Origin of the sequence: Pedobacter sandarakinus, from assembly GCF_026240095.1 — a bacterium.
Classification (GTDB): Bacteria; Bacteroidota; Bacteroidia; order Sphingobacteriales; family Sphingobacteriaceae; genus Pedobacter; species Pedobacter sandarakinus.
Genome location: NZ_JAPIVG010000004.1, coordinates 317488 through 335801, shown reverse-complemented (window position 1 = coordinate 335801; position 18314 = coordinate 317488). Strand labels below are relative to the sequence as shown.

Below are 18314 nucleotides of genomic sequence, written 5' to 3'. Positions count from 1 at the left end.
AACCCTTTGAAACATGCCCAACCCCTGTTCACATTTGCAAAGCTTGGTAAATGATTTTAGATAACTTCATTACGGTTACAAGCCTTGGATTGTATTGTGCTTACGGAGATTTTTACCTCGATCCTCAACAACCCGTAAGAGATGCCGTTGTTTCGCACGCCCACGGCGATCATGCTATCGGCGGAAGTCAGAATGTGTATTGCACAGCTCCAACTGCAAGCTTTATGCAACATCGTTACCGCAAATTTGCGGCTGTTGATTTTCACTTAAAAACCTATTCCGAATCTTTTAAAATTAAAGATGTAACCATTACGTTTTTCTCTGCTGGTCATATTTTGGGTTCGGCACAGGTTTTAATGGAGTATGATGGAGTCAGCTATCTTTATACCGGCGACTATAAAATTGAGCCAGATCTCACCTGCGAGCCTTTCGAGTTTGTTCCAGCAGATGTGCTGATTACAGAAAGTACATTTGCCAATCCCGAAACCAAGCATCCATCTCCGGTCGGCGAGATTTTGAAATTGAACGATACCGATGCAAACATTATGCTGGGCGCTTATGCTTTAGGTAAAAGTCAGCGAATTATTCAGTTACTAAGCCAGCATTGTCCATCCAAAAATGTGATGGTTCACCACAGCATTATGCCTTTTGTTAAAATCTATGAAAACTTTGGCATAACCCTCGGAAATTACAAAATGTACGACCGGAAAACAATGAAAAACCAACAACAGCACCAGGTATACATTGTACCGCCCATGGTTTTTCATAGTTACCATAAAGCCATAAATGTGGTGCGGGCGTTTGCCTCTGGATGGAAAAATTTACAACAGCAGAACGGTATTTCGCTTTATATTTCCGATCACGCAGATTGGGATGCCATCTTGGAAACCATTGCAAAGGTTAAGCCTAAACAGATTTGGACACTCCATGGTGATGGAAAGCAGCTCAAAGCCCATTTAAGTGGTCAGATAGAGGTTAAAATTCTCAATTAGAAAGGTTTATCATTTAACTCCATCTAAACTGGGTCGGGTTTCGCAATAACTTAGGTGTTCGTGTAACATAATTTAATAATGAAAGAAGGTGAAGATTTTTATATCAACGAAGACGGATACATGGTGTTTACAACCAACTACCATTTAAAACGTGGCTATTGTTGTAAAAATAAATGCAAACATTGCCCCTGGGGTTATGGTAAGAAGAAAGAAAAGAAATGATTAAGATTGAACCTTAACCCCATGGTACATCTCATCAAGCGAGACTCTAAAAACCATGGAATTTAAATTTCGTTTAAATCATTGAAAGAAATTAATTTCCAGTTGTTTTCTATTGATAGAAAATGAATCAACTTAAATTGATTCGCAATTAATCACGATACACTCAAGGAGAATGGAGATATCTCGATAAAGATTGAACTTATTTTCCCGATAATAATTTTCTTTAAATGCGATAAAATTTTGATGATTAACGCAGGCTTTCATGCGCATATCTTTTTCTAGCAACTCAGTTGTTACAATAAGTCTAGATGTCTGGGTATTAAACAACGAATTTTTTGGGATATGCAATCTCATATCGCTCCCGTGAGGTCTGCAAGTCTTACCCTTTAATTTGCTAGCTATTTCTAGAAATGAGTTTGAAAAGATTTCGTTATGACTTTAACTCGCATCAGCAATTGGCTCTTTCACAATTTATTCCATCCCAAAATAAAATACTCACGGCCAAGTTTTAGCAAGCTTTAATTATTAGCGCTCAACTAGTGGCCTGCGAAGAAACCAATTAAGGCGACGCCAATTCCGAGCAATACGGCGATCATTTTGCGGATGTTTATTTTATGGTCGGCACTCGATTCGAACAAAATAGTTGTAGAAATATGTAGGAAAATTCCAATTACTACACCCATTATTTTATTAAAGTAAGCCTCTACGCCACCAATACTTCCATTACTTAAACCCATGCTTACCCAAAAACCTAAAGGGGCCATAATGGCGAAAATCAGAAGGTAAATTATGATACTGCTTCTTTTAAAATGATTTTGCATTAAAATACTTCCTAGCGCAAATGCTGCGGGAATATGATGCAGAGATATACCGAAAATAAGCTCGTTGTGCTGCTCTTTCGCTAAAGGCATTCCTTCTAAAAATGCATGCAAGCATAAACTAATCATGATGCCAAATGGAAAAACATGACCATCGTGATGTTTGTGAATGTGTCCGTGTTCTACGCCTTCGGAAAACTGTTCCAGAAAAACCTGTAGTAAAAACCCTATGAGAATAAAAATTCCAATTTCGCTTTTATCTGGTCCGCTAAAGGCATCGGGAATCAGGTGTAAAACAGTTATGGCAAACAAATAAGCCCCACTAAATGATAGGATGAGCTTTAAAAGTTTCGATTTATCGCTTTTAACTAAGAAAATTGCTGTTCCGCCGAGGAAGGCACAGAAAAAGAGTACACAAAGTTTCCAGATTTCCATAGCTTAAAAATCAGGTTGTAATTTTTTAAAAAACTGCGAACACAAGATTCCTATAACTGTACCTAATAAGGCTCCCGCAGTTACATCTAAAGGATAGTGAACCCCTACATACACTTGAGCAAAGCTGATGATAAAAGCCCAAAAAATTCCCAAAGGAAGAATAGGTTTCCATTTAGGATAAAATATGCAAATTAAAAAGACTGCAATTGCGAAGTGATTGGTGGCGTGCGACGAAGGAAAGCTTAAGCCACTCCCACAGGGTACCCGGTGTATAATTTGACTACTTAAACTGAAATCGTTGCATGGTCTTACACGGGCTACAAATGGTTTGATTAATTTAGATGCAACGGTATCGCCCACAGCGAAAGTGAATAATATAGTGGCTATGATATATAAGCCCTGTTTTTTATAATGTCTAATGCAAAAAACAACAATAAAAAGGTAAAGTGGCGACCAGAAAAAGCGGTTGCGAAGCAAAGGCATTAGCCAGTCGAAAAAGCCATTAGATAGCCCTCGATGTATCTTAAAGAAAAGATTTACATCAAACTGCTGTATGCCTTCTATCATCCTTTTTTACAAATTAAAATTAGCCGATCAGAGGTACATTCATCGAAATCTTCTAGGCTATAGTTGCCAAAGGTGTGTTTGATGGTGAGTCCTGCTTTACTAAGCATGCGTTCAAAGTCTGACAAACTGAACGCCTGCACACGTTCTTCGAAATTATAGGTATTGCCTTTATCGTTGAAAGAAATTTTCTTGATAATTTTACCTTCAATAACACGCTTTGTGATATTGAAATCGATTCCATCGAGCGATTTCACCTCGCATGAATTTAGATTTCTGATAATTTTCTCGGTATTGAAATAATCTAAAACCAAGGTGCCATCTGTCTTTAGGCATTTCCTGAAGGTTTTAAGGGCATTCACATGGTCTTTTTCTGTATCGAAATAACCAAAACTTGTAAATAAGTTTACAGCAACATCAAAATAATTGATGTAAAACAACTTACGCATATCGTGCTCCAAAAAATGTAAGTGCTCATTTTCGAATTGTTTAGCATACTTAATACTCTGTGCCGATAAATCTATACCCGTTACGTTAAATCCCTTTTTGTTGAGGTAGATGGAGTGTCGGCCTTTTCCGCAAGCGATATCCAGGATTTTTGCGCCAGGCGCTGGTATTAGAAACTTGCTTAAGTTATCAATAAAAAATTCGGCCTCGGCATCATTTCTTTGTTGATATAGAATATGATAATATGGTGAATTAAACCAATATTGAAACCATTTGCGTTGCATGTAAAAAGCCGTTTGGAATATAAAGCTGCAAATATAAGGTTTTACATTTGCTTGCGAAGTGTTAAATTGGGTTTATGCAACATAATTGCATAACTAGATTTTATTGACGATGGTGGGTAAACATTAAGTAAGGGAGCTTAAACTTTTGTAGCGGCCTGATGGTTTTAAACCCGACTTAGTGAAAAACCCGCAGGTGAGGAACGAAACGAGGCTTTGAAACGAGGGCGGGACTGAAGGCAAACCGTAGCGCTGCCATTGCTTTTCAAAACAAAAAATAAATACTTTGGAATACATTTATCCTGTCCAATTCCTATAAAATACATCGTATAAATAGATATAAAAATAGTGTAAATAAACTTGGACAATGTGGTCAAAGTGCCTGCCATCTTGTTTTTTTTCTTATTTTTGGAACGTAAATTAAAACGCACAAAGTGACTTTAATTAAATCTATTTCAGGAATAAGAGGAACCATAGGCGGCCAGGCAGGAAACGGCTTAACCCCACTTGATATTGTGAAATTTACTGCTGCTTTCGGGAGCTGGGTAATTCAAGAAACAGGCAATAAAAGAATTGTTTTAGGCAGAGATGCGAGAATTTCTGGCGAAATGGTGAATAATTTGGTTGTTGGAACCCTGCAAGGTTTAGGCATGGAAGTAATTGATTTGGGCTTGTCTACTACGCCAACTGTTGAAATTGCGGTACCCGCAGAGCAGGCTGGGGGCGGTATTATTTTAACTGCCAGCCATAACCCAAAGCAATGGAATGCGCTTAAGTTGCTCAATGCAAATGGTGAATTTATTAGTGATGAGAATGGTAAAGCAGTATTGGACTTGGCTGAAGCTGCTGCATTTGAGTTTGCAGATGTAGACCATTTAGGAAAAGTAGTAAAAAATGAAACTTACCTCCAAAAACACATCGATGCTGTTTTAGCACTTCCCCTTGTTGACGTTGAAGCCATAAAAAAAGCCGATTTTAAAGTTGTTATTGATTGTGTCAACTCTAGCGGTGGAATTTTTATCCCGGCCTTGTTAAAGGCGTTAGGGGTAAACCGAATTACAGAATTATACTGCGAACCCAATGGGCATTTCCCACATAACCCAGAACCGCTGCCAGAAAATTTAACAGAAATTTCTAAAGAAGTACAAAAACAAAATGCCGATTTGGGTATTGTTGTAGACCCAGATGTAGATCGATTATGCTTCGTGAATGAAGATGGTAGCATGTTCGGCGAAGAATACACATTGGTTGCCGTTGCCGACTATGTCTTGAAAAATACACCAGGCAACACAGTTTCTAACCTTTCATCTACCAGAGCATTGCGAGATGTAACCGAAAAATCAGGGAACGAATATCATGCATCTGCAGTTGGAGAAGTGAATGTGGTGAATAAGATGAAAGCAACAAATGCTATTATTGGTGGCGAAGGAAATGGCGGTGTCATTTATCCTGAATCGCACTTTGGTAGAGATGCCTTAGTTGGAATTGCCCTATTTTTAACTCACCTGGCGAAGTTCGGTAAGTCGATTTCAGTATTACGCAGCAGCTATCCACAATACCATATTTCTAAAAATAAAATAACCCTTACACCCGAAATGGATATAGACCATTTGCTTAAACAGGTTGAGGAGAAATATAAAAACCAACCTTACAGTACAATAGACGGTTTAAAAATTGAGTTTGATAAAACTTGGGTACACCTACGTAGATCTAACACCGAACCAATTATTCGGATTTACAGCGAAGCTGAAAATGAAACAATTGCCGAGAATTTGGCCAATAAAATTATTACAGATATAAAAGAAATATTGCATTTGTAAATTAGTCTTAGGCTAATGGCTTATCGCCATTCAATAATAAAAGCAAATGCGGGCCTTGGTGCCATACAACTAACTTATTTAATAGAGATGAAGAGGGTTTATTTAGATAATGCAGCTACTACGCCGCTAGATAAGGCAGTAATTGCAGAGATGACGAACGTGATGGAGAACTATTTTGGTAATCCATCGGCAATACATGCGCTCGGACGAGAGGTGAGGACCCTTGTTGAAAAGGCACGTAAAAGTGTTGCAAACCTTCTGGGAGCTTCACCATCAGAAATATTTTTTACCTCTGGCGGAACTGAGGCCGATAATACTGCTATCCGCTGCGGTATTGCTGCTTATGGCATTAAACACGCCATCACTTCTAAAATAGAGCATCATGCGGTAGAACACACCCTTAACATGATGTTGAAGAACGGCGAAATTGATAAACTTAGTTTCGTAAATATTGATGAGAAAGGGAATGTAGACTATGCTCATTTGGAAGAGCTATTGGCCAATAACGAACGCACATTTGTTTCGTTAATGCATGCTAATAATGAGTTAGGCACTTTAACCGATATGATTAAAGTAGGCGACATCTGTGAGAAATATAATGCCATCTATCATGCAGATACGGTGCAAACCATGGGGCATTATGCACATAATGTACGTGCTTTAAAAGCGCATTTTTTAGTGTGTGCTGCTCATAAGCTTCATGGTCCGAAAGGTGTAGGTTTCCTGTTTGTAAATAGTAATGTGAAAATACCACCGATGATTTATGGTGGCGCACAGGAACGTAATATGCGTGGAGGAACCGAAAATGTTTATGGCATTGTAGGTTTAGCAAAGGCATTGGAAATTGCTTATGCAGAAATGGATGCGCATCAGACTTATATTCAGGGGCTTAAAGATTACTTAAAAAGCCAGTTAGTAGCTGAAATACCTGGTATCTGTTTTAATGGCGAAACGGATGCCGACAAGAGTTTGTATACCGTGCTTAATGTATCCTTCCCAGAGATGGAAATGGCAGACATGCTATTATTTAATCTTGATATTAATGGTATCTGTGCCTCTGGTGGCAGTGCATGCTCTTCGGGCTCTAACATTGGGTCACACGTTCTAAACGGCATTAATGCCGACCCTAATCGCCCTTCAGTACGCTTTTCGTTTAGTAAATTTACCACTAAAGAAGAGCTTGATTACGTGATCGATAAAGTGAAAATGGTTGTAAAACAAAATGCTTTGGCATAGGAAAGATCTTTTTTCTTTACTGTAAAACTAAGATTGAAATGATGAGAGACAGGCCTAATGCCTGTCTTTTTTTTGTTTTGGAAATTCGAAATAAAGCTGTATATTTAATAAGAAAGCAATTAATTTGCGAATGCCGATCTTCCTTAAAGCCTTATCAATACTTCCCATTTTAAGGTTAAGCCATGTTTATTATTAAACCTCAATAAATTTTGTGCTATGGAAACCAATCCCGAAAACCAACCTCAAAAAAATCTATCAAACGCTGATGAAACACCGCTATCGCGAAAACACATCTACAAATTTATTTTAGATCCATTCTCTTTTGAATCATCCCATCATTTCAATAAGATCCACAAGAGGCGTTTTAATTCATTTGGTTGCATCCACGAGCTAGGTAAATTACCTGGGGCTATGTTTTAAGAGATTGGTTCTAGACGGGGAATATCTTCTGGGTAGCTGGTTCAGCTTGCCCTTTTTTATAGCTATTCCAAATCGATCCGGGAAAACAATATCATTTTTCACTTGTTCATATTATACATCAATTGATATACATTATGGAAACAAATAAAGAAAAAGGTAAAGTTGTTGAGAACGATTTACTGAATAAGACAGCTGAAGATGTTAAGGATGATAGAAAGTTAGATGAAAATAAATCATCGAAGGTTGCTACAAACTTATTTAACAAAGATAAAGACCGCAAAAACAATTCATTCGGACCCGGACACGAGCCGGGAACAACCCCTGGATCTGGAATTTAATTGTAGCTATTTCAGTTAAAAGTTATAAATTTAAGCCACAACAGATGTTGTGGCTTTTTAGGTTTTATCAAATGGAAAGAAGAAACTTTATTAAAAATTCAGCTTTGGCAATGGCCATGCTCTCATTATCTAAAACCAATTTGTTTGCAAAGGATTTTAGTCAAAGTAATTACAACTTTAAGCCTTTGCGTAATAATGTTGGAGTTTTTACTGAACAGGGTGGCACAATAGCGTGGCTTAATGCCGCAAATGGTTTTGTAGTGGTAGATGCTCAGTTTCCTAATACGGCACCACATGTTATTGCAGAATTGCAGAAGCTGGGTGATAAACCTTTTAAATATTTGCTAAACACCCATCACCATGGCGACCATACTGCCGGAAACATCGCATTTAAGGGTTTGGTAGGTAATGTGGTAGCGCATCAAAACGCACTGGTTAACCAAAAAAAGGGCGCCGAGAAGGCCAACAGTTTAGAGAAACAGCTGCTACCAGACACTACTTTTGGTACGGGATGGAAAGCACCTGTGGGCGAAGAAAAAATTAGCGCCTATTACTATGGTTCTGGTCACACCAATGGCGATGCCATTTATCATTTTGAAAACGCCAATATTGTACACGTGGGCGATTTGGTTTTCAATCGTCGCTTCCCATTCATAGATCGTGAGAACGGCGCCCACATTGGCAACTGGATCACTGCATTAGATAAAATTCATACTCAGTTTGATCAGGATACAATGTTTATCTGGGGACATGCTTTAGATCCAGAAAAAATAACGGGAACCAAAGCAGACGTAAAGGCTTTCCAAAACTACCTGGAGCAGTTGCTTAGTACAGTAGGTAAAGAGATTAAGTCTGGCAAGTCTAAAGAAGACATTTTAAAAATCGCAACCATTCCTAATGCACCAGAATGGAAAGGGGATGGGATTCAACGCAGTTTAACTGCTGCTTATGAAGAATTAAAGGGAATGTAACAGTTTCAGGGCGCTCTAAACGGGTAGATTTTCTTAAGATACTGATTCATATTTTATGCAAATTTATTATTAATTTAAAAACATTCTATATTTTAAATAATGCTAAACTAGCGGCTTAAATCGGCTACATCTAAGTTGGTATCGGTTATATTTGCGATACACCAAATCCAATTCACTATGGATGATTTTTTAGCGGCCCGCTCTCAAATGGCCTTATCCTTAGGCTTTCACATTATATTTTCCTGCATCGGTATGGTTATGCCATTTTTTATGGCGGTTTCTCATTACAAATGGTTAAAAACGAATGATGAGGTCTATAAAAATCTTACTAAAGCATGGAGTAAAGGCGTTGCCATTTTCTTTGCAACAGGTGCGGTTTCTGGCACCATGCTTTCCTTTGAACTTGGTCTGCTTTGGCCTAGGTTTATGGAACATGCAGGACCTATTTTTGGTATGCCTTTTTCCCTGGAGGGTACAGCATTCTTTATAGAAGCCATTGCGTTGGGCTTTTTTCTGTATGGATGGAATAAATTGAACAAGTGGTTTCATTGGTTTACAGGTATGGTTGTTGGCGTAAGCGGCCTGGCATCTGGTATTTTGGTGGTTGCCGCAAATGCCTGGATGAATAGTCCCGCTGGGTTCGATTTTGTTGATGGGCAATACCTGAATATAGATCCAATTCAGGCAATGTTCAATAAAGCTTGGTTTTCGCAGGCCTTGCACATGTGCCTGGCTGCTTTTACCGCTACGGGTTTCGCTGTTGCCGGCGTGCATGCGCTAATGATTTTAAAAAACAAGAACAAAACCTTCCATTTACGTGCATTTAAGATTGCAGCTGTGTTTGCATGTATTGGTGCATTGCTGCAACCACTTAGTGGCGATATTTCTGCTAAAGATGTGGCCAAACGCCAACCGGCGAAGCTAGCTGCAATGGAGGCCTTATACAAGACAGAGAAACCCGCTCCTTTGTTAATTGGGGGCATCGTGAATGAGAAAACGGAAACCATAAGTGGAGCCATTAAAGTGCCCGGAGCATTAAGTTTTCTTGCCCATGGCGATTTTCAGGCAGAGGTAAAAGGTCTCGATCAGATTCCTAAAAATGAACGCCCACCTGTAGCCATTACACATTACGCCTTTCAAATTATGGTAGCGATTGGAACGTTATTGCTCTTCATCGCATTGCTTTATTTTTTCAATTTACTTACGAAAAAGCCACTCTTGCAAAAACGGTGGCTACTGAAGTTGTTTGTCTTTGCAATTCCTTTAGGCTACATAGCGCTAGAAGCTGGGTGGGTAGTTACAGAGGTAGGCCGCCAACCCTGGATTATTTACGGCATCATGCGTACTAAAGATGCCATTACGCCGATGCCTGGCATTGCATATTCGTTCTATATTTTTTCAGCCATCTATGTATCGCTAAGTATCATTGTTACCTTTTTGCTTTATCGCCAAATTAAGATGGTTCCTGAGGTGTACGATAAAATCAATGCTTAATTATTTAGTTAGCTACAGCAACTGAAATCTATTAAAACATTAAAATATAATTATGGACTACGTAGTGATTGCTTTTTTATGTTTAGGAATTTTGCTTTATTTCTTGCTTGGTGGGGCAGATTTTGGCGCTGGCATCATCGAGTTGTTTACCTCTAGTAAAAATAGGAGCAGAACCCGCAAAACCATGTACCAGGCCATTGGTCCGGTTTGGGAGGCCAACCACATGTGGCTAATTATTGCCATAGTAATTCTTTTTGTGGGTTTTCCACATATATACACTACCATGTCGGTTTATTTACATATTCCCTTGCTTATTATGCTCATTGGCATTATTGCCCGTGGCACAGCATTTGTTTTTAGGCATTACGATGCAATTAAAGACGACATGCAATGGTTGTACAACCGCATTTTCAGGTATTCGAGTTTCATAACCCCCTTGTTTCTGGGTATTATTGCAGGCAGTGTCATCTCGGGTCACATTGATACACAAGCTAAAGATTTTGCTTCGGCATATATCTATAGTTGGCTAAATTGGTTTTCTATCGCAGTAGGCTTGTTCACGGTAGCTTTATGCGGCTTCCTTGCTGCTATTTACCTTATTGGTGAAACCGATAACCTGAACGATAAACAGCGTTTTATTAAAAAAGCAGAATATATGAACATTGCAGCGGTGGTTTTTGGTGCCATGGTGTTTATAGCTGCGCAGGTAGACGGCATCCCGCTCCCTAACTGGCTCTTCGAAAACGCAGTAGGCTTAACGGCCATTATTTTAGCAAGCCTATCGCTCGTATTACTTTGGTACTTACTTGTTAAGGGTAAAACAAAAATTATTAGGGTGTTGGCTGGTTTTCAGGTTACTATGATTTTGGTAGCCATCAGTTACGCACACTTCCCAAGCTTTATCCGATTAAAAAATGGCGATGCCATTTCCCTATATGAAACCATAGGACCAGAAAGGACAATTTTTACTTTAGGCATGGCCCTAATATTGGGCAGTGTTTTAATTCTTCCCTTTTTGGGCTATCTTTTTTATAAATTTCAGAAAAAAGAAGAATAGGTTCTTGGTGTTCTTCGAAGTTTTTTTTCGAATCGACTTAAAAGATTTGGAAAGCAAAGCTTGTGGTGCTGATGTTGCATTGGCCCTGCTAAACGCTTTACTTCGTGTTCGCTTTTATCAGGTTTAGGTTGCAGGGTCCGTGCTAGTATTGGCGGTTACAGGCATAACGCACAAAATACCTTCGGCTGCTAAACCGTGTGAGATAGGAATTTTGTAGTGAATAGTAGCAGGTTTTTAGCCACTTAAACCCGATTGAAATGGAAAGCGGCCATTCTTCTTGGCCCTTGGAATGTAAAGCGGGAGTAACGATGCTACGGTGTGGAGGTTTTGCTTTCCAAATCTCATTTTAAACACTTATGGAGGCATGTTATAAGCTAAGTTGCAATAGGTGAAACTTATCCACATATTAGTTTAAATGGCAAAATTTGCGTATTTTTGATACTTATAGTTTTTAATCAAAATATGAGCGAAGAACAAGATTTAAAGTCAAATTATTCGGCAGATAATATACAGGTTTTAGAAGGTTTGGAAGCGGTGCGGAAGCGCCCTTCAATGTATATAGGTGATACCGGCGTTAAAGGTTTGCACCATTTGGTTTACGAGGTTGTAGATAATTCGATTGATGAGGCGCTAGCTGGCCATGCTGATACGATTGATGTTAGGATTTTAGAGGGAAACTCCATCCGCGTAGAAGACAACGGTAGGGGTATTCCAACGGGAATTAATAAAAAAGAGAATAAATCGGCATTGGAAATTGTAATGACCGTTTTGCATGCCGGTGGTAAGTTTGATAAGGATACTTACAAAGTTTCTGGTGGTTTGCACGGTGTAGGGGTAAGTTGCGTTAATGCATTATCTACCCATTTAAAAGCCGAGGTACACCGTGAAGGTAAGATTTGGATGCAAGAGTACAACATTGGTAAACCATTGTACGATGTAAAGGAAGTTGGTACTACTGAAAAACGTGGTACGATTGTAACCTTTAGCCCGGATTCGACCATTTTTACCCAGACTACAGAATATAAATATGATACGTTGGCTAGTCGTTTACGCGAACTGGCTTTTTTGAATAAGGGTATTACCCTCACCTTAACTGATGAGCGTGAAACTTTGGAAGATGGTTCTTTCTTATCAGAAGTTTTCCATTCTGAAGGTGGGTTAAGAGAATTCGTAAAGTTTTTAGATGGCACAAGAGCCTCATTCCTACCTGAGCCGGTTTATATTGAAGGCATAAAGAATGGCATTCCGGTAGAGCTGGCATTTCAGTATAATGACAGTTATTCGGAGAATGTTCACTCGTACGTAAACAACATTAACACGCACGAAGGTGGTACGCATATCGCAGGTTTTAGAAGGGGTTTAACGCGTACGCTAAAAGCCTATGCCGATAAATCTGGTTTGCTTAAAAACCTAAAAATGGAAATTACTGGCGATGACTTTAGAGAAGGTTTAACCGCAGTGGTTTCTGTGAAAGTGCAAGAGCCACAGTTTGAAGGCCAAACAAAAACCAAGTTGGGTAACAGCGAGGTAATGGGTGCGGTAGATGTTGCAGTTGGTGAAGCATTGGGGATTTACCTCGAGGAAAATCCAAAGGAAGCTAAAATGATCATCAATAAGGTGATTTTGGCGGCTACGGCACGTGCTGCGGCACGTAAAGCCCGTGAAATGGTACAGCGTAAAAGTGTAATGGGTGGTTCTGGTTTGCCTGGAAAATTGGCCGATTGCTCTGATAGTGATCCAGAGAAATGTGAGATTTACCTGGTGGAGGGAGATTCGGCTGGTGGAACTGCAAAGCAAGGTCGCGATAGAAACATACAAGCTATTTTGCCTTTAAAAGGTAAGATTTTGAATGTGGAAAAAGCGATGGAGCATAAGATTTACGAAAATGATGAGATTAAGAATATGTTTACGGCTATTGGCGTAAGCATTGGTACGCCAGAAGACGACAAAGCGCTAAACTTAACCAAACTGCGTTACCACAAAATCGTAATCATGACGGATGCTGATATTGATGGTTCGCACATTACAACCTTAATCTTAACATTTTTCTATCGATATATGCGGGCTTTAATTGAAGCTGGATATGTTTACATTGCCTCGCCACCGCTTTACCAGGTTAAGAAAGGTAAAGATTTCGAATATTGCTGGAACGACACCCAACGCGATGCAGCGGTACAGCGATTAAAAGGTGCAGGTAAGGAAGATAGTGTGCACATTCAACGTTATAAAGGTTTGGGTGAGATGAACGCCGAGCAGTTGTGGGATACAACTTTAAACCCAGCTACCCGTACCTTGCTCCAGGCAACTATCGAAAGTGCAGCGGAGTGCGATCATACTTTCTCGATGTTAATGGGCGATGAAGTAGCACCACGTAGAGAGTTTATAGAGCGTAATGCAAAATATGCAAAGATTGATGCTTAGCCTTTAGCTGAAAGACTGAAGCACAATGCGAAAATAGAATCCTTCAAGTTTATTCTTGGAGGATTTTTTTATCTCAAAAGTCGGCATACTGAAGCCAATCTCCATTGATCTTGGCAATCTTCCCACAATTTCTTTAACCACAGCGGTAATATCAGTTCATTGAAGCAGCGATGTTATTTTCTTAAATGCTTTATATGGTAATTTAGCATAGAATCTATTGTTTTTCTAACCATAAAGAGATATAAGTTTATTGAAGCGGCGATGTTGTATTTTCTTGCATGCCTTATATGGTAATTAGAAGAGCATTCATGTTTTCTTAAACCATATATTGGTATAAGTTCATTGAAGGAGAAATATCAGCGAGATACTTTTCTTAACTAGCCTCCTTACATCGACCTTGAACTTTATGATCTAATAGCGTGTTAGGACGTTATTTTTAGGTTTTAACCTCTCACAGTTTTAAAGTTCAACAGCATTAGTTTTTGTGATAATCTATATTGTTACACATTTAAGACAGCAGCTATTGGCAAAAGAGAAAGTGAATTGCTAATGGAGAAATACAAGCTACTAAACTACTAACAAACTATCTCCGAACAAACCCCTGGTTAAAATTGCTTTCGTCAAAAAGTAGAGATTAGTGTTTAGTTAAAAAACGCTTAACCATTCTGTTCCTTCCATTGCAGTTAAAAATTCAGTTTTCGGTGGTAGGTTAAGGTAAGGGTAGGTTACCTTACTTAAATACAAACCCGTTGGGTGCGCTGGATCCAGGATTTTAGGCGTTTCCAGGCTAGTGAGCATATGTTCGAACTCCTCTACGCTCATCTCTTTCTTGCCAATTTTGAGCAGTTTTCCCATCAAAATTCTGATCATTTTACTCAGAAATCGGTTGCTTGCAATGTGAAAGCGAATTCTGTTCCCGGCTTCATTCACGAATAAATCTGCTTCCATCACATTGCAAATAGTATGTTCATATTTGTTAGGTTGGGTGCAAAAAGCCCGATAATCCTTGTACAAGGGCAACAGATTAACCGCTTTTTTCATAGCAAGTAGATCTAGCGAAGGTTCTAAATAAAAAGAACTCTGGTTTGCTAAGAAAGGATCTTTGTAGGTATGGATGAAATAATCGTACTGTCGCTGTACAGCATCGAAACGAGCATGCGGCAGGCCTTCCATTCTGATGATGTCGAAAATGGCAATGTTTTGAGGTAAGGTCTTGTTCAATCGGTATACCAAATCGAAATCGAATTCTTGTGGTAGATCTACATGAAAAAAATACTGACTGGCATGCACCTGGGCATCGGTTCTGCCACAGCCGTTAATGGCTATTGGTGCCTTTAAAATTTTGATAAGCGCCTCCTCAATAACACCTTGTACGCTAATGGCACCTGGTTGTTTTTGCCATCCGTTGTAGTGTTGCCCCTGGTAGGCGATGTGAAAAAAATATCTCATTATCGTTAAATGCAATTTTACGTAAATTTTAGGAGGAAGGATATTTATTCCTAATTTTACCTCTCAATAAATCGATATGAATTGTCCTTGTGGAAGTAATTTCATCTATGCAGCTTGCTGCGAGCCCTATCATTTAAAATTAACCTTTGCTCCAACAGCAGAAGGATTAATGCGGTCTCGATATTCGGCATTCGTATTGGCTAAGGCAGATTACCTATACGAAACCACGCATCTAAGCAAGAGAAAAGAAAACAGTAAAGATGCTTATCTACAAAGTGCCAGGAATACAAAGTGGCTAAAGTTAGAGATTGTTGCCGCAAGCCATAACCAAGTTGAGTTTAAGGCTTTTTACTTAAACAAATCCCTGCAAACTGAAGTGCTCCATGAGAAATCTAATTTCAAACTAGAAAACGGAAAGTGGTATTATGTTGATGGTGTGTTCTACTAATTGCTTAAAATACTTAAGATCAAGTATTATGCATCGATATCTAGTACCACTTCAATTTTGCCAGAACTGTTTTTATAAACATCTAGTGCCACTAAATCTAAGGCAGCAATATCAAAATTTTCTCCATCAGCGTTAGCAAAAGCAAGAAACTGTTCTCTTATTTCTACTAGAAGCAATTTTCTCGAGAAGCCTATAGATGAAAATAAGTTGAAGGCAGTTGGTTTAGACAATGGGTAATCTACCGATATCGTGATTTCATGTTCAGAAATAACTAGCTCATCGGCATCAATTAAATTTAGAATTTCCTCATTTGCCCTACCAATATTAATCCAAGGTAAAACACCTCCATCGACGGTTTGCGTGGCCATTACATTGAATGTAACGATGTTGATGAGGTTATCAGGGCTTGTATTTGCTAAATCCACAGGCTTTAATTTACAATTTCTTCGCTTCGTTCCAATAGATATCCATCTCGGCGAGGGTCATCTCCGCAAGTGCTTTTCCATTATCTTTAGCTTTATTTTCAAGGTACTGGAAGCGCTTGATAAATTTCTTATTCGTTTTCTCTAGTGCATTTTCTGGGTTGATGTTGATGAAGCGGGCATAATTAATTAGCGAAAACAATACGTCGCCAAACTCAGCCTCAGCTTTTTCCACATCTATTGCTGTTTGCTCTGCCACGTTAAATTCTGCTTTAAATTCTTGTAGTTCCTCTTCTACTTTCTCCCAAACCTGGTTCTTGTTTTCCCAATCAAAACCCACACCTCGGGCTTTCTCCTGAATTCTTGCAGCCTTAACAAGCGCTGGCAAAGAGCTCGGTACCCCAGCCAATACCGATTTGTTGCCTTCCTTTAATTTAATTTGCTCCCAGTTTCGTTTAACATCCTCTTCATTTTCTACTTCAACATCACCATAAATATGTGGGTGCCTGTTCACCAGCTTATCACATACGCCATTTAATACATCTACAATATCAAAATGATTGGTTTCTGACGCAATCTTCGAGTAAAAGACCAAATGCATCATCACGTCGCCCAACTCTTTCTTAATTTCATCTAAATCTCCATCTAATATGGCGTCGCTCAGCTCATATGTCTCTTCAATCGTTAAATGGCGCAGCGTTTCCATGGTTTGTTTTTTATCCCAGGGACATTCTGTACGCAGCGTATCTAAAACGGTAAGCAGACGATTAAATGCATCGGCCGGATGCTGTGCAGTAGCTGGAATTGGATGGTTTGGCATGGTGTTTTAGTTATCGAACGCTAAAGTACCAAACCCAGGCGATTAAGAAAAATTGAAAAGGAATTCTAAACCATAAATATTTCAATCCTGGGCCTGTTTTGTATAGATCTTCGTAGCTGATGCGATTTTTTGCGGCGTAAATGTTAGCAGGCAATATCAATATCAAGAAAATAATAAGCGCAATGCCGGTGAAAACCCTTGTACTTGCTATACATAAGCCTATAGCAAAAAGTATTTCAAGCACACCTGTTATCAAAACAATTTCCACTTTTTTGGGAATGAAAAACGGTATCATAGCGGCCATCGCAGTTTTATATTTAAAGTGGCCTACAGCCGTAAAAAGTAACATTATGCTCATAGCCAAGTTGCCGGCAAAAACATCACCCTTATCAAAAGGGGTATGACCGTTGAAGGCTGTAACCAGGATATAAACAATCAGTAAAACAAATAATGGCTTCATTGCAACATTTGTTTGCGCTAATCGCGTTCTTCTAGTTTAATTTTTTTGGTTATCTGGTAAACACGCTTTTTCTTTTCGGGCTTGGGTTCTTCACCCATTAAAAGCCCCCAGGGGTTTAAATGATCTACCCGATCGAAAATAATCTTTAAAATTGCAAGGTATGGGATACACAAAAACATACCCGAAATGCCCCAGATCATTTCGCCAACTACGATACCTAAGAACGCAAATAAAGCATTAATTTTCACTTTAGAGCCCACTACGAGAGGCATTAAAATATTACCATCAATGGCATGCACTACAATATAAACAACCAGCACCAGTAACACCTTACCAGCACCAGCGGTGGCGAAGGTAATAAGGCAACTCACTAATAATGCAAAAAAGATTCCGAGATAGGGAATAACATTGAAGATACCCGCAACCAAACCGAGCAGGATTGCATATTTTATCCCTAATATGCTCAAAATAGCAATCATCATTACCGAAACAATAAACATTTGCAGAAACAAGCCGATAATATATCTCTTAATAATGTATTGAATTTGCGTAACTATCTCCGTTACTTTTTCTTTATGTTCTTCCTTAAATACCGACGTTAAAAAAGTGAATAAAATGCGACGATAATTTAAGATGAAGAAGGTAAAAAGCAAGGTAAAGGCTAAGAATAATAAGGTAGAAGAGAGGGTTGCCAAGGTAGTAGCTACGATGGCAGCGCTGGTAGCTAATGCTTTCTCGGTACTATCGTTAAGGTAGGCCAGCTGCTTTTGCGTGTTTACATGAAATGTTTCAGATATCCAATGTTGCAATTCATGGTAAGATACATTGGCTTTCGCCTTCAGCAATGGCCAATCGGCCCATAAATCACTTAGCTGGTTGCCAAAAAAATAAATAACTCCACTAATTACGCCAATCATTAACACTACCGATACGATAGTAGAAAAGCTTCTTTTAAACTTAAATCTTTGCTCTAGAAAATTACTCACGGGCAGCAATAATATAGCCATTAAAAAAGAAAATAATAACGGCGCCAGCAAGGTGTGACCTAAAATTGCAATGTATGTTAAGCTAATCAGGCAGAACAGAATCAGCGCAAGTTTAGGTAGGAAAGTCAGTTTTTCTTTCATGGTTATTTAGAATCCATTTTAATACAAAATGCCCGATTAATTGTTTGGATAATCGGGCATTTAAATTTAAAA

General features: G+C 38.9%; 19 protein-coding genes. 11 read left to right on the top strand and 8 right to left on the bottom strand.

Annotated features, from left to right (window positions below):
• Positions 1–50: 50 nt before the first annotated feature.
• The gene (locus OQ268_RS12900; RefSeq protein WP_265856556.1) at positions 51–992 is read left to right on the top strand and encodes an exonuclease; all 942 of its coding nucleotides are present in this window, start codon (positions 51–53) and stop codon (positions 990–992) included.
• Between the two features lie 78 nt (positions 993–1070).
• The gene (locus OQ268_RS12895) at positions 1071–1214 is read left to right on the top strand and encodes a DUF5522 domain-containing protein (RefSeq protein ID WP_265856555.1); all 144 of its coding nucleotides are present in this window, start codon (positions 1071–1073) and stop codon (positions 1212–1214) included.
• A 536-nt stretch (positions 1215–1750) separates the two neighbouring features.
• Here the strand turns inward: OQ268_RS12895 and OQ268_RS12890 are convergent.
• From OQ268_RS12890 to OQ268_RS12880, 3 genes are read right to left on the bottom strand one after another with little or no spacing between them, the layout of a single operon-like run.
• Positions 1751–2467, bottom strand: coding sequence for a ZIP family metal transporter (locus OQ268_RS12890; RefSeq protein WP_265856554.1), 717 nt, complete (start codon positions 2465–2467; stop codon positions 1751–1753).
• Between the two features lie 3 nt (positions 2468–2470).
• Positions 2471–3034, bottom strand: a complete 564-nt coding sequence (locus OQ268_RS12885) for a phosphatase PAP2 family protein (protein WP_265856553.1) — start codon at positions 3032–3034, stop codon at positions 2471–2473.
• Complete coding sequence (locus OQ268_RS12880) at positions 3031–3762, bottom strand: class I SAM-dependent methyltransferase (protein WP_265856552.1); 732 nt, start codon at positions 3760–3762, stop codon at positions 3031–3033. Before OQ268_RS12880 ends, OQ268_RS12885 begins: the two co-directional genes overlap by 4 nt.
• A gap of 431 nt (positions 3763–4193) precedes the next feature.
• Here OQ268_RS12880 and glmM point away from each other — a divergent pair, with 431 nt between their 5' ends.
• From glmM to gyrB, 8 genes are all read left to right on the top strand, one after another.
• Complete coding sequence (glmM, locus tag OQ268_RS12875; protein ID WP_265856551.1) at positions 4194–5579, top strand: phosphoglucosamine mutase; 1386 nt, start codon at positions 4194–4196, stop codon at positions 5577–5579.
• 87 nt (positions 5580–5666) lie between these two features.
• Positions 5667–6815, top strand: a complete 1149-nt coding sequence (locus OQ268_RS12870; protein WP_265856550.1) for a cysteine desulfurase family protein — start codon at positions 5667–5669, stop codon at positions 6813–6815.
• Positions 6816–7031: 216 nt separating this feature from the next.
• Complete coding sequence (locus tag OQ268_RS12865) at positions 7032–7235, top strand: hypothetical protein (RefSeq protein ID WP_265856549.1); 204 nt, start codon at positions 7032–7034, stop codon at positions 7233–7235.
• Positions 7236–7369: 134 nt separating this feature from the next.
• Positions 7370–7573 (top strand): hypothetical protein, encoded by a 204-nt coding sequence (locus OQ268_RS12860; protein WP_265856548.1) that lies wholly within the window; start codon positions 7370–7372, stop codon positions 7571–7573.
• Between the two features lie 71 nt (positions 7574–7644).
• Positions 7645–8544, top strand: coding sequence for an MBL fold metallo-hydrolase (locus tag OQ268_RS12855; RefSeq protein ID WP_265856547.1), 900 nt, complete (start codon positions 7645–7647; stop codon positions 8542–8544).
• Between the two features lie 177 nt (positions 8545–8721).
• Positions 8722–10038, top strand: a complete 1317-nt coding sequence (locus OQ268_RS12850; protein ID WP_265856546.1) for a cytochrome ubiquinol oxidase subunit I — start codon at positions 8722–8724, stop codon at positions 10036–10038.
• Between the two features lie 52 nt (positions 10039–10090).
• Positions 10091–11095, top strand: coding sequence for a cytochrome d ubiquinol oxidase subunit II (locus tag OQ268_RS12845; protein WP_265856545.1), 1005 nt, complete (start codon positions 10091–10093; stop codon positions 11093–11095).
• Between the two features lie 462 nt (positions 11096–11557).
• Complete coding sequence (gyrB, locus tag OQ268_RS12840; RefSeq protein WP_265856544.1) at positions 11558–13516, top strand: DNA topoisomerase (ATP-hydrolyzing) subunit B; 1959 nt, start codon at positions 11558–11560, stop codon at positions 13514–13516.
• A 645-nt stretch (positions 13517–14161) separates the two neighbouring features.
• Here the strand turns inward: gyrB and truA are convergent.
• The gene (gene truA / locus OQ268_RS12835) at positions 14162–14965 is read right to left on the bottom strand and encodes a tRNA pseudouridine(38-40) synthase TruA (protein WP_265856543.1); all 804 of its coding nucleotides are present in this window, start codon (positions 14963–14965) and stop codon (positions 14162–14164) included.
• Between the two features lie 76 nt (positions 14966–15041).
• Between truA and OQ268_RS12830 the strand changes: the two genes are divergently transcribed.
• A complete protein-coding gene (locus OQ268_RS12830; protein ID WP_265856542.1) occupies positions 15042–15413 on the top strand; it encodes a YchJ family protein in 372 nt (123 codons plus the stop codon).
• A 26-nt stretch (positions 15414–15439) separates the two neighbouring features.
• Here the strand turns inward: OQ268_RS12830 and OQ268_RS12825 are convergent, their stop codons facing one another.
• From OQ268_RS12825 to OQ268_RS12810, 4 genes are read right to left on the bottom strand one after another with little or no spacing between them, the layout of a single operon-like run.
• Positions 15440–15838 carry a hypothetical protein gene (locus OQ268_RS12825; protein WP_265856541.1) on the bottom strand — a complete coding sequence of 133 codons (399 nt, stop codon included), beginning with the start codon at positions 15836–15838 and terminating at the stop codon, positions 15440–15442.
• 10 nt (positions 15839–15848) lie between these two features.
• Positions 15849–16655, bottom strand: a complete 807-nt coding sequence (gene mazG / locus OQ268_RS12820) for a nucleoside triphosphate pyrophosphohydrolase (protein WP_265856540.1) — start codon at positions 16653–16655, stop codon at positions 15849–15851.
• A 10-nt stretch (positions 16656–16665) separates the two neighbouring features.
• Complete coding sequence (locus OQ268_RS12815) at positions 16666–17115, bottom strand: DoxX family protein (RefSeq protein ID WP_265856539.1); 450 nt, start codon at positions 17113–17115, stop codon at positions 16666–16668.
• A gap of 17 nt (positions 17116–17132) precedes the next feature.
• The gene (locus OQ268_RS12810) at positions 17133–18242 is read right to left on the bottom strand and encodes an AI-2E family transporter (RefSeq protein WP_265856538.1); all 1110 of its coding nucleotides are present in this window, start codon (positions 18240–18242) and stop codon (positions 17133–17135) included.
• Positions 18243–18314 lie beyond the last annotated feature (72 nt).